Below are 12,985 nucleotides of genomic sequence, written 5' to 3' on the forward strand. Positions count from 1 at the left end.
CATTTGCGATCATGGCTTCTCGTCAAATTTTAAATCTAGTTATTCATCAAGTTCACTCATTCGCCTTAAACGCTCAAGATCCAAGATCACGATTTGTCCATAATTCCACGCGATCACCTGTGTTTGAACAAATTGCTGTAAATGTTTATTCAACGTTTGGCGTGAAATATTAAAAGACTCTGCAAATTCCTGCTGACTGAGTTTCAGGGGAATTTCCTGCCGACAGCCATATTGCTCATAAAGTCGAATCAAATGTCTAGCAATACGCTGCTCTAGCGTTGCCGTTCTCAAATAACGATTATGCTCAAACATCAAATACATACGTCGACTGAGAGATTGCACGACATTCCAAAGCGCCTGTGGGTCACGCTGTAAAACCGCTAAAAACGTTGTTCCAGAAATGATTGCCACCTCAACATGTGTCGCAGCAAAATAATCATAATTCAAAGGCTTTTGTTGTAAGACTGCGACAAAATTAAATACCGACTGGCGACGGATATAGTCATTGACAATCAATTCACCATTATTTTGCAACCAACCAATTTGTAGCGTACCTGAAAGCAAAATATTAATATCTTGCACGATTTGTTGTTGTTTTAAGATGTGCTGCTGTGCATGAAAACGTGAATATTTCACCTGTTGTACAAGCTGTTCTAAAGTCTGATCGCTAAAGCCTTGAAAGATGTCTTCATTACTAAAATTTGCAACAAATGCTGTTGGGCTGTGTTCTTTTGATCGCTCACGTCTATAAAAAAATGCCTAAGATCTCATCGATTTTAGGCAAGTGCTGAAAAATGTAAAACCATTGTTTTTCGCATTATTTATCTATTTTTATGCTGTTTTAAATGACGCTCTCATACTTAAGATGCTTTCTCATAAATACGGCCAGCTTCAGAACGCAAGTTTGAAATGTCGGTGTTTTGAATGTTTTTCAACACCGTACTCGGCTGACCATTTACATCGACAGGTACATCACCCTCAATGGTGACACGTGATGCAATACGTAGCTCATCGCCATAGTCATTGATGGCACGGTGCTGCGTTGCACGATTATCCCAAATCGCAACATCACCAACCGCCCAGCGCCAACGCACAATATTTTCCCATTGCACGATTTGCTCTTGAAACAATTCAAATAAGCGTCGTGACTGTGCCGGACTATATCCACTAAAGCGTTTAAAGAAGTGCCCCAAAACCAAACTTCTTTCACCTGTTTCAGGATGTACACGCACCAAAGGATGCTCGGTTTCTACTTCTACCGCTGTACGGAATAAGTGGCGACCTTCTTCATTGTACTGACCTTTCGGCGTCGCATAGTCATAACTGTTGCTATGCACCGCGCGTAATTGTTCCGCCAGTTTTTGCAGCTCCGGACTTAAATCTTCATAAGCCGTCACGGTATTGGCCCAAACTGTATCGCCACCATGTTCAGGTGCAACTACATTTCTTAAAATTGTGGCTTTGGGATAATTGGGTAAAAATGTAATGTCAGTATGCCACGAATCTGCACGCCCACCACGTGAGTCAATTGACAACGTATGTGCTGTACCATCTTTGAGCGGCACACTTGGGTGATTCAACGGATTACCTAAGAGTCGTGCAAAGGCTTCTTGTTCTAAATCTGTGAGATCTTGCTGTCCACGCACAAATACAACTTTATATTTTAATAGTGCATGATTAAATTCATCGACCACGCTTTTGTCTAAATTTCCAGACAACTGAATGCCAGAAATTTCGGCACCAATACGACCGGTTACGGGTTTTACTTCAATATGCTGATATTGATAGTCTGGATTGTAATGATTCGATTCTAATTGTGTCATAGGGCTCTACCTTATTCTTCAAATTATTAAGCAACGATGGTGTTGTTGAAATAAAGTGTGCCGACTTCGTGCCCATGACTCTGTCAATTATTTGACAGTTTTCCCAAGTTAAACTGCTATGGTTGTAATGAAATCTGCTTAACAACATTTGCACATTTCATATCTAAAAATGCAATAAAGAAAAAATAAAAAAGCCATCGGTATCGATGGCTTTGTGTGCGGATTATATCTGTTTATCACAGCGGAATTATAGATAATTCCCTTCACGCTCAGGTTGATAGAGCACTTTAATGATTTTGACTTTCATGGTGTGACCATCAGGCTGCGGCCATTCTATTTCCTGCCCTTCAGCCAAACCTAAAATGGCAGCGCCCACTGGAGCCAAAACATTGACTTGACCTTTATCGCCACGAAAATCATGTGGATAGACCAGTGTAATTTCGGTTGCTTCTGTGGCAGGTGCAATGTTAATGAGAACTTTGGCATTCATACTCACCACATTGGCAGGGACATCTTGTGGAGCAACCACGTCAGCGCGCGCCATCTCATCTTCCAAATGCTCCATCGTCGGCGTCAACTTAGACTGATGCTCCAACATGGTTTCTAAGCGATGTAAATCTTGTTCTGAAAGAATAATATTGGGTTTTTTCATATAAAGTTCCTTTGCGACCTTGCCAGCAGATCTATAGCGATGGGCAAATTTTTTGTTATCTCTTATTCCGTTATATCAGAAATATAAATGTTTAGATAACTTTTGAATTTTTCTGATGACATAAAAAAAGCCCCCTTGAGGGGGCTTTCTCAAGTCAGACTTATTTTGCGTAAACTGGGAATTTAGCGCAAACAGCAGCAACTTTTTCTTTCACTGTAGCAATCACAGCTTCGTCACCTTTGTTGTCTAGAACGTCAGCGATCCAGCCTGCAAGGTCACGTACTTCAGCTTCACCAAAACCACGTGTTGTTACAGCAGGAGTACCGATACGGATACCAGAAGTCACGAATGGAGAACGTGGATCGTTTGGTACTGAGTTTTTGTTCACAGTAATGTGAGCAGCACCTAACCAAGCATCGGCATCTTTACCAGTAATGTCTTGTTTAATTAAAGATAATAAGAACAAATGGTTCTTAGTACCGCCAGAAACAACATCATAACCACGTTCGATTAGAACTTCAGCCATTGCTTGCGCATTCTTAACAACTTGTTGTTGGTAAGCTTTATATTCAGGCGCCATTGCTTCTTTGAAGCAGATCGCTTTAGCCGCTACAGCGTGAACTAAAGGACCACCTTGGTTACCTGGGAATACAGCTGATTGTAATTTTTTCTCGATTTCTTCGTTTGCTTTCGCAAGGATTAAACCAGAACGTGGACCACGAAGTGTTTTATGAGTAGTCGTTGTTGTTACGTCAGCAATTTGTACTGGGCTTGGGTAAACGCCAGCAGCAACTAGACCAGCTACGTGAGCCATATCTACAAATAGGTAAGCGCCAACTTTGTCCGCGATATCACGGAAACGCTGCCAATCAACAACTTGGCTGTACGCAGAGAAACCAGCAACGATCATTTTTGGTTTGTGTTCTTCAGCTAAACGTTCAACTTCTTCGTAGTCGATTTCGCCAGTTTCTGGGTTTAAACCGTATTGAATTGCGTTGTAAGTTTTACCAGAGAAGCTAACTTTAGCACCGTGAGTCAAGTGACCACCGTGAGCCAAGCTCATACCTAAAACTGTATCGCCTGGGTTAAGTAGCGCAAGGTAAACTGCAGAGTTTGCTTGTGAGCCAGCGTGTGGTTGAACGTTTGCATAATCAGCACCAAACAATTCTTTAGCACGGTCAATGGCCAATTGTTCGATCACGTCTACATACTCGCAACCGCCGTAGTAGCGTTTGCCAGGGTAGCCTTCTGCATATTTGTTAGTAAGTTTTGAACCTTGAGCTTCCATTACTGCAGGTGAACAGTAGTTTTCTGAAGCGATTAACTCAATGTGCGCTTCTTGGCGAGCATCTTCATTCGAGATCGCTTGAGCTAATTCAGGGTCAAATTGAGCAATAGAGGTGTTGGCAAACATTAGCGAGGTCCTATTAAATTAGGGCTTTTAAGCCGTGCTAAGATTGGCGCGTATTGTAGCATGAAGTTTTAGAAATGAGAGAGGGAAGTTTGTGCTGTTTTTAAATAAATAATGCCCGTGTTGAATCTGCACGAGCACTATTTAAGTCAAATCAACTTATTGATTTGGCATGAGAGTCTCTACATCTTGCACAAAATTTGCCAGATTATCGGTATAAATACTAATATGATCTGCTGTCGCTTGCTCACGATAGTCAATCGATGTTCCCGGCTTAGCAAGGCTAATCATAAATTTAGTCGCATCTGCTGGAATGGTCTGATCGGCTTTACCTTGATAAATGATGATCGGCGTTTTCACCGCTGTCGTTAAAGGCTGTGAACCTTCACTCATAAAGTTTTGGATTGGCTTTAAAGTTAAGAAATCAGACTGCGTGCGTCCATAGTTATCCAAAGTCGTGTTCTGACTCGCATAACTGAGCATGTCATCTTGAATTAACTTGGTTAACTCGCCTGAACACACTGTTTCAGCCTGAGGTGCAATCGCAGCCAGATGTCCACTAAATACTTTTGAATAATCCACACTGTTTTTATGCCCTTGCATACCCGCAATGATCTGCGCAGTAAAACTGTCTAAAGGTGCATAAATCATACTTTGCACGGTTGCAGGTTTACCTACAGCTAACTTCTCGCCTGCGTCAAGAATGAGCGCAAGATTATTTGCAGGTGCTATGGCAATCGTTCCCTTATAATTTAAGTCAGCACGCGATGCGAATTCAGCTGCACCTAATACGGCTTGACCACCTTGAGAATGTCCGATCGAAAGCCAATCCTTCGACACCGTTTTACCTTGACTGGTTAAGTAACTTCGAGCAGCGACAACGGCATCGGTAATCGAAAAGGCTTCACTTTTTAGATTCAGATAAGGATGGTTTTCACGTCCACTAGGTTCACCTAATCCCTCATAATCGGGTGCCACAACGACATAACCCTTTGCCAATAACATTTGCAATAAGTATTCAGTACCTTGCAAACCTTGTCGGCTCGGAGCGCATTTATCAGCCACACCGGTCGTTCCATGTGCCCAAGCCACAATTTTCCAACCACCTGCCGGAGCAACTGTTTTTGGGGTAAAGACTAAGGCTGTGGCTTGAACAACTTTGCCATCTACTCCTAGCATTTTATAGGTCATCAATCGGCTGTCTGCACTCACAGCAGGCATATTGTCTTGACTATAGGCAGTTGTAGTTACCACTGGATTTTTGATCTGATTGAGATCAGCGTTTGTTTCAGGATTACTAAATTGTTGGTCATTACTATCATTACCGCAGGCTGCTAAAAATAGCGCACTGCTGACAAAAACCGTTAAACGCAGCATTTTCATTCCATGATCCTTTTGTTTGTTGTTTTAAAGTCAATTTTTCATTGAAGATGAATCATTAAATACATGGAACAAACTTTTGTTCAAGCCTAATTTTTAAGCAATTACTCTTATTTTAATTGATCAAATTAATATAGAACTAAAACTTTGTTTTAGCTCGATATATATTAATAGCATTCAAATACATCAGCCACCCCGATCTCAGAAAAATGGCTGAACTTATATTTCTGATCATTGGATACAGATTGGGCTATTTTATTCGTAGGTTAAAGCAAAATGTAAAATCAACAAAAATGCTGTACCCCCTGCCAACTACACAAACATATGCACAAAAGTAAAGCCGAAAAACCACCATGCCATTGATCGTGAACATACTCTAGTGCTTAATCCACTTAGCGACATTTTTGGATATCACGATGGACAAAAGCCTTTAAAATAAGTCGATTTAGAAGATGGTTTAGCTTTATCCCGCTGTAAAGGTTTTATTTCGGCAGATGCGATAAAAGCAGATTATTTAAACACTGCGCAGCCATCTTCATAATATTCCTACAAATAATCACAGCATGGGTTTGTCAGTGTGGATGTGATCATGTACATTCATAAACATTATTCAACATGCTGGAACTGGACATGCAAGCCATCATTCTCGACACAGAAACCCATACACTAAATGGACAACCCATCGAGATTGCCTATGCTCCAATTCAGGTGGCAGATGCCAAAATTACCCTAGATAAATCTAAAATTTTTGATCAACTATATCGTTGTGATGAAGCTATTTCTTTTGCAGCGATGGCTGTACATCATATTTTAGAATCAGATCTTGAAGGTCAGCCCCACTACAGCAGTTTTGAACTTCCAACCGAGACGACATATATCATTGGGCATAATATTGACTACGATATTCGAGCGCTCGAAAAATGCGGTGTAGATAGTTCAAAAATTAAAGCCATTTGTACCCTTGCCCTAGCTCGTCGAGTATGGCCTGATGCAGAAGCGCATAATATTTCTGCCTTGATATATATGATCACCAAAGGCAGTGAAAAAGCCCGTGAAATGATCCGTAAAGCTCACCGCGCAGATATGGATATTATTTTAACTGCCAATATTTTGATGCATATTGTGCATCACTTAAAAATCAACAGCATCGAAGAATTATACGAAGCTTCGGAAGATGCTCGCATTCCACGCAGTATTAATTTTGGTAAACACCGTGGTACCGCAATTGCAGAATTACCTGCGGACTATGTGCAATGGCTATTACGTCAAGATGACTTAGACCCATATTTACGCAAAGCTTTAGAAAACTCTGCTGTCATTACTCTATAAATCATTGATTATTTAATATTTTCTTAATATTACTGTCATTATCACTGCATAGGATTGCCTTAATTCTTTTGAGCTATGGAATTAAGGCATGTTCAACTATCAAAAAACTGAGCTGGGTTTTCAAACTTTAAAAGACCGACAGCTCGCATTAAATGCTAGACAACGTCGTCTGCTACTCTTAATTGGTAGTGATGACTTTAACCAAATGCCAGTGCATTATCAGCAGCGGATTGCTGAAGTGTCCTTGCTCGAGCAACTGATGGAACTTGGGCTGATTCAGCCAATTACAGCACATGATCATCAACGCCTTCAAAGCTCAGATTTTTCTGCTTTTAATACACCTAAAATAGCGTCAACAAAGACATCTGATAGCATAGCGCAAGAAAATGTCACACTTGATAAAATTTCAATGCCAACGATGGAAGTTCCTCATACTCATTCACAGCACGAAATAACTGACTCCCTGCCAATGGATGCAATGGGCTTTATACCCCATCAATTTAATCAAGCTATACCTGAAAACATAACATCAAACAACCCTGTATTAGCAGAACAAATCATTGATTTCATCGAGCACGATTTTGATGAGTTACAGAATTTTATGTGCAGTTACTTACAGCGTTATTGTGGGCTGATGGCAAAAAAATTAATGCTTAATATTCAACAGGCCACGGACATTGCAGAATTAAAAGCCTGTCAGATGCAATGGATCACCTGTCTAAATGAATCCAATATTCAACCTAAACTCTTACAACATGCATTACAGCAAATTAATTACAGTATAAAAAATCTGCAACAACTGGTTTGACTTAGAGACTTTTCCTCACTTCTCATTCAAAAAACAACTTAATGAGGTGAGTTATTCTTCACACATATCAATATAAAGAATTGAATTTTATTAACTTTATCGATTCACTTTTTTCTTTTATGGTTTTAACTGCTGTTTTATACGACCTTCCCCTAATGTCAATCAACAGTAAAAAATCGCAAGAATAAAACCGACCTCCTAGCGTTTGAGCATGTCAATGTCACAACAGTTTTGTTTAGAATTTGATTCTTTCGATAATCCTATGCAACTCAGCAAAATTGGCAATTGGGTATTTACCTTCTTAACCTCACAAGACGAATTGCCTAATGTTCAATTGGCCATTACCTATGTCATGCCACGAAAAATTAGTGATGAATTACAGCCTAGACGTGTGGTCATTCAAAATACAGCCATTGAAACAATTTGGCGTATAGAACAAGTTGAATGCTTCAACAGTCAAACGAACCAAGAACTCACCTTTACAGCAGCGGAACCTCAAGCTCAATTGGTTTTAAACAGTATCATTGAAGAATTTGCCCGTTACGATGTCCCATTGGTATTCAAGCCTCTTTAATTTAAAGCGAATTCCAACTTATTTTTCATAAAGATTTAAGCTATCTCAATGATTTAAACAAAGTCACCTAGATAGACATTAAATGAAAAATAATCCATACAGATTATTGTTGCTCAATTCATATACACTATTCCTGCTCAATAATTTTTGACCATGGATAATAAAAATGAATTTAGCCAATTATTCTAATGATCAGGCACTCATCCTTTTCAACCTATATAGCAGCCTTGAACAATGTCTAGATGCGATTGGACATCTGCACCTTGGACCCAAACTAGTGCTGACCGACCATGATGTATCAAAAGATCATATGATCGTGCAACGTTTTCAAGCTGGAGTTTTAACTCAAGAAATTCAAGTGCGTAAACAAGACGTTGAACTGTCTTCTAGCAATCCGATGACGCGATATCAGTTACTCTCTTATATTTTGAATCAATTTAAAGTAGATCAAACAACTTAAATTTTTAACTCTAAAATAAAAAAAACTCACCATAAGGTGAGTTTTTTTTATTCATTCAATTTAAGCTTCTAAAAGCTTGTAAATACTGTCCGATTTTTGACTTTCAAAAAGTAGTTCGATACTGGGTAGGATGATTTCACCTGCAATAATGATATGTTCAATGCGATGAAACAGCCCTCTTGAATCTTCTTCTGAAGGATTACGCACCAAAGCTTGTGCTTCATAAACCTGACTAAATTGGTCCTTCACTTTAATATCGATCATCTGTGTCATAGTGACGTCTCTACTTGTTTTAATAATTGAATTTTTTATATCACACCTTTACGCAACAACCTGCTTTGTAAATGTTAGATTTCATGGCAATGTAAACTTATTTTACTTTAGTAAATATATATCAATAACATAGATTGACTATTTAATTATTGTTTGACAAAAACACTATATTTTCACATTTTGAAAGACATTAAAAAGCCCGCATTGCTGCGGGCTCTATGTTGGAAGGCTAGTGCTGATTTCTTGTCTGTAATATTCAAAAACATCTTAAACATTACTAAACTCAACGAGCTGTCATTGATCCGTCCAACCTATTAGTAGCGTCTTGGTTATGACCTACTGTGATTTCAATATAGCACTTTTTTACCCCTTGCCAAGGGGGCGTGACACTTCTAAACATTTGATCAAATAAAATACAATTGATATTTTTTCAAAATAAGCGATCATAGCTCTGCCCAATGCTTGTGAAAGATTTAAATAAATAGGCCATTAAAAATAAATTCAACACTATCAATCTATAAACATTCTTTTCTCTTACTTTTAATTCAACCTTTGACAACCCTTGCATTAATTTCTGACTTGAATTTTAAGTCTGATATCCATTTTTAGCATTGCTTAAAATACTAGTAAGTAAGATTGCCGTCTCAAATTAAAATCTAAAACAAAAAAAAGCCCCTGTATCACTACAGGGGCTTTTTTGAATTTGGCGGAAGCGGTGTCCGTCTAACAGTAGTCCTAAGCAATCCTGGATAATATTATAAACATATATTTTTCAATTATTTAATATTTTTATCGTCCTAAGCCATCTTGCCCAATCCTACCATTTCCAGTATTTTATGAGGGGTAGGTTGTGGGGTAAATTAAGACATGCCAAAGAAATCTAAAGAGCTATCTGCACTCAGTGTAGCAAAAATTAAGAAGACTGGGCGACATTCTGTAGGGGGCGTTGATGGCCTTTGCCTGAATGTTGAAGGTAACTCCCGTGTCTGGATTTTGCGTGCAGTAGTGGGAAAACGTCTGGATAAAGATGGGAAGTTAAAACCACATCACCGTGATATTGGAATCGGTCCCTACCCTGAAGTTTCTTTAGCTGAAGCCCGTGCCAAAGCAACTGAATTAAGATTACAAATACGAAGTGGCATTGATCCAATTGCTCATAAACAAGAACAACTAGAAAAGCTGTATGTTCAGAAACTTCGTGACAAAACATTCCTTGAGTGTGCAAAAGTCGTTATTGCTAATAAAGCCCGTGAACTGAAAAATGAAAAGCATATTGGACAGTGGACTTCTACATTAGAAACCTATATTTACCCAACTTTAGGTGATATCAGTATTGGTACAATTACTAAAGTCGATATTGCCGAAGTTCTTAGACCTATCTGGACTGAGAAGAACGAAACAGCTAAACGTATTCGTGGTCGTATAGAAACCATTTTTGATTATGCTAAGGCCATGGGATATTTTGTTGGTGATAATCCTGCTGAATGGAAAGGCAATCTTGAACCAATCTTGGGTAACTTAAAGCAGGAATCACGCCCTCACCCATCATTACCTTATGAACAGGTAGCTGAGTTTATTCAGCACCTGAGACAGAAAAAAGGAATTTCACCTAAAGCTCTGGAATTTGCAATTTTAACTGCCTGTCGGTCTGGTGAGGTTTTTGGAGCTAAATGGCAGGAAATCGATTTTAAGAATAAGGTCTGGATTATTCCTAAAGAGCGGATGAAAGCAGAAAAGGAACATCGTGTGCCTTTATCTCAAGAAGCAATCGCTTTATTAGAATCAATTCAACCATATACTCAGCGACAAGACTTCATCTTCCCTGTTCCGCGCAATGGACAAATGCTTTCTGATATGTCTTTGACTACACTAATCAAACGGATGCATGAACAGAAGCTAAAAGAAGATCGCTTAGGCTATATTGATCCAAAACAAAATCGCGTGGTTACAACACATGGTTTTAGATCAACTTTCCGTGATTGGTCGGCCGATAAAACGATTTACCCTCGTGAAGTTTGTGAGCATGTTCTTGCACACAAGCTACCTGATGAAGTTGAAGCTGCATACTTACGTGGTGCGTATTTAGAGAAACGTAAAAGTTTAATGACTGATTGGGCCGATTATTGCTATCAAAGTGTCGTCCAATGATGGATTGGACAAGTAAAATTATATTTGTAATTTAAATCAAAAACTTATTATTGATACTTATAGCAAAGTGGTTCACTGCAAGCTGTACACAACCAAGATGCCAATCACAGCCGCAGATTTATTGAATGACCGCGTGTTACCATTCTATGAGTCACAAGAATTGCCAATGCTTCGCATTTTGACCGACAGAGGCACCGAATATTGCGGTAAAGTTGAACATCACGATTATGAGCTTTATTTGGCTCTGAATGATATTGATCACACTAAAACGAAAGCAGCCTCACCACAAACAAATGGGATCTGCGAGCGCTTCCATAAGACGATCTTGCAGGAGTTTTATCAGATTACTTTTAGAAAGAAACTCTATAGCTCATTAGAAGAGTTACAGCTTGATCTAGACGGTTGGCTGAAATTCTATAATACTGAACGAACCCATCAGGGTAAGGTGTGCAATGGCAGAACACCATTTGCTACATTACTTGATGGAAAATGTATTTGGGCTGAAAAGAATTTAGCTCAAATTTAACCTGACAGTCTTAAGCAAATATCGGTAACTGTCAGATCAGGTTTGAGCTAGTACAGCATTTAAAATTGATAGTTTGGAGCTTCTGCTTGTATAGTCATCCACTGCCATTGAGTAAATTCATCTGCATTCGCTGGACCGCCAATGCGTGTACTATTTCCAGATGAACCATACCCGCCAAATGGATTTAAAGTTTCATCACTCACAGTTTGATCATTTATATGCAATAGACCAACTTTTAGCTGTTGCCCTAATTTCATACCGCGACCAACATTAGAGGTAATAATACCTGCCGATAGCCCATAATCCCCCATATTTGCTAAATCTATAGCTTCTTGGTCTGTTGAAAATGGAATTAATACAGCTACTGGACCAAAAATTTCTTCACTAAAAATAGGATTATCTTGTTTGACTGCAGATAATACGCTTGGCTCAAAAAAGGCGCCTTTAGAGTTTCCACCAATTTCTAGTATTGCTCCATGCTCTATTGCATCATTAACTAATTGTTTAACTCGCAGGCTTTGCTTTTCATTTATTAATGGCCCAATTGTTACATTTTCTTGAGTTGGGTTACCTACAACAAATTCCTTAACTTTCTCAACAACCTTATTTTTCAATTCTGTATAGATATTCTGATGAATCAGTATCTTTCCTGATGTCATACAAATTTGTCCCGAATGAAGAAATGCACCCCAAACAATATTTTTAGCAGCTAATTCAATATTAGCATCTTCCAAAATTATAAGTGAGTTTTTACCACCTAACTCAAGTGATACTTTTTTTAAAGTTTTACCTGCATTTGCACCAATAGTACGGCCTACTGCTGTTGAACCAGTAAATTGAATACTATTTATATTAGGATCAATGGTTATAGCCTCTCCAGTTTCAGCATTGCCAGGTAAAACATGCAGTAACCCCTTAGGCAAACCAGCAAGTTCAAAAATTCTTGCAATAGCATAACCACTGCATACTGCAGTGCGCTCATCCGGTTTAAGGATGACAGCATTACCAAAAGCCAAGGCTGGTGCAACAGCACGTATAGCTAAATATAATGGAAAATTAAATGGAGAAATTACGCCTACCACACCTAATGGAAGACGTTTGGCAATACTAACCTTTCCATTCGAAGTTGGGAGAACGGTTCCTTGATCCATGCTTGGCAAAGCAACGCAATTTTTTAAAACCTGTAAGGCAATATTAACTTCAAAATTAGCTTTCAAACCAATAGAACCGCTTTCTTTGACAATCCACTCTACTAATTCAGCCTGATGTTCAACTACAATTTCTACAGCTCGTTCAAATACAGTTTGCCGTTCTTGATAGCTTAGAGCCCACCAATCCTTTTGCGCTTTTTGGGCTTGCTTCCCTGCTTCAATAACATTGTATTTATCTGCATATCCAATTTTACCAAGCGTTTCACCCGTTGCAACTTCTTCAACGCTATAATGATTTTCTGTATCAAACCAAGTACCATTAAATAATTTTCCATTCCAAATCGATTGAGTGATTAATGACATAATAATTTCCTAACATCCTGTTAAATAAAAGTAATACTCTGTCTCACCATCAGATAACAATGAAACATTAATTATCAATTAAAAGTT

The 12,985-nt window shown here is 38.7% G+C and carries 12 protein-coding genes and 1 pseudogene; 6 read left to right on the forward strand and 7 right to left on the reverse strand.

Annotated features, from left to right (window positions below; genetic code table 11):
- Positions 1 to 39: 39 nt before the first annotated feature.
- The 5 genes from AC4CU0_RS10200 to AC4CU0_RS10220 form a co-directional block, all read right to left on the reverse strand.
- Positions 40 to 636 carry a Crp/Fnr family transcriptional regulator gene (locus AC4CU0_RS10200; protein ID WP_490743071.1) on the reverse strand — a complete coding sequence of 199 codons (597 nt, stop codon included), beginning with the start codon at positions 634 to 636 and terminating at the stop codon, positions 40 to 42.
- 224 nt (positions 637 to 860) lie between these two features.
- Entirely contained in the window at positions 861 to 1,823 is a 963-nt protein-coding gene (locus AC4CU0_RS10205) for a TauD/TfdA dioxygenase family protein (protein ID WP_490743072.1), read from the reverse strand.
- A 247-nt stretch (positions 1,824 to 2,070) separates the two neighbouring features.
- On the reverse strand, positions 2,071 to 2,475 hold the full coding sequence (rnk, locus tag AC4CU0_RS10210) for a nucleoside diphosphate kinase regulator (protein WP_490743073.1): 405 nt from the start codon (positions 2,473 to 2,475) through the stop codon (positions 2,071 to 2,073).
- Between the two features lie 160 nt (positions 2,476 to 2,635).
- Positions 2,636 to 3,889, reverse strand: a complete 1,254-nt coding sequence (gene glyA / locus AC4CU0_RS10215; RefSeq protein ID WP_490743074.1) for a serine hydroxymethyltransferase — start codon at positions 3,887 to 3,889, stop codon at positions 2,636 to 2,638.
- A gap of 156 nt (positions 3,890 to 4,045) precedes the next feature.
- Positions 4,046 to 5,269, reverse strand: a complete 1,224-nt coding sequence (locus AC4CU0_RS10220) for an alpha/beta fold hydrolase (protein ID WP_490743075.1) — start codon at positions 5,267 to 5,269, stop codon at positions 4,046 to 4,048.
- A gap of 627 nt (positions 5,270 to 5,896) precedes the next feature.
- Between AC4CU0_RS10220 and AC4CU0_RS10225 the strand changes: the two genes are divergently transcribed.
- From AC4CU0_RS10225 to AC4CU0_RS10240, 4 genes are all read left to right on the forward strand, one after another.
- Positions 5,897 to 6,595 carry an exonuclease domain-containing protein gene (locus AC4CU0_RS10225; RefSeq protein WP_180170977.1) on the forward strand — a complete coding sequence of 233 codons (699 nt, stop codon included), beginning with the start codon at positions 5,897 to 5,899 and terminating at the stop codon, positions 6,593 to 6,595.
- 88 nt (positions 6,596 to 6,683) lie between these two features.
- Positions 6,684 to 7,403: a hypothetical protein gene (locus tag AC4CU0_RS10230; protein ID WP_490743076.1), complete on the forward strand. Its 720-nt coding sequence runs from the start codon at positions 6,684 to 6,686 to the stop codon at positions 7,401 to 7,403.
- A 217-nt stretch (positions 7,404 to 7,620) separates the two neighbouring features.
- Positions 7,621 to 7,977: a hypothetical protein gene (locus AC4CU0_RS10235; RefSeq protein ID WP_180008268.1), complete on the forward strand. Its 357-nt coding sequence runs from the start codon at positions 7,621 to 7,623 to the stop codon at positions 7,975 to 7,977.
- Positions 7,978 to 8,143: 166 nt separating this feature from the next.
- Positions 8,144 to 8,437 carry a hypothetical protein gene (locus AC4CU0_RS10240; protein WP_078192906.1) on the forward strand — a complete coding sequence of 98 codons (294 nt, stop codon included), beginning with the start codon at positions 8,144 to 8,146 and terminating at the stop codon, positions 8,435 to 8,437.
- Positions 8,438 to 8,497: 60 nt separating this feature from the next.
- Here AC4CU0_RS10240 and AC4CU0_RS10245 read toward each other — a convergent pair whose 3' ends face one another.
- Positions 8,498 to 8,710, reverse strand: coding sequence for a hypothetical protein (locus tag AC4CU0_RS10245; protein WP_111885766.1), 213 nt, complete (start codon positions 8,708 to 8,710; stop codon positions 8,498 to 8,500).
- A gap of 867 nt (positions 8,711 to 9,577) precedes the next feature.
- Between AC4CU0_RS10245 and AC4CU0_RS10250 the strand changes: the two genes are divergently transcribed.
- Together AC4CU0_RS10250 and AC4CU0_RS10255 are read left to right on the forward strand one after the other, a co-directional pair.
- Positions 9,578 to 10,858, forward strand: coding sequence for a tyrosine-type recombinase/integrase (locus AC4CU0_RS10250; protein ID WP_490743077.1), 1,281 nt, complete (start codon positions 9,578 to 9,580; stop codon positions 10,856 to 10,858).
- 37 nt (positions 10,859 to 10,895) lie between these two features.
- A pseudogene (locus AC4CU0_RS10255) lies at positions 10,896 to 11,384 on the forward strand (integrase core domain-containing protein); the annotation flags it as partial.
- 59 nt (positions 11,385 to 11,443) lie between these two features.
- On the opposite strand, the gene AC4CU0_RS10260 reads toward AC4CU0_RS10255, so the two are convergent.
- Positions 11,444 to 12,898, reverse strand: coding sequence for a benzaldehyde dehydrogenase (locus AC4CU0_RS10260; protein ID WP_067765056.1), 1,455 nt, complete (start codon positions 12,896 to 12,898; stop codon positions 11,444 to 11,446).
- Positions 12,899 to 12,985: the final 87 nt, after the last annotated feature.

It is taken from the genome of Acinetobacter sp. LipI_15 (genome assembly GCF_058242865.1).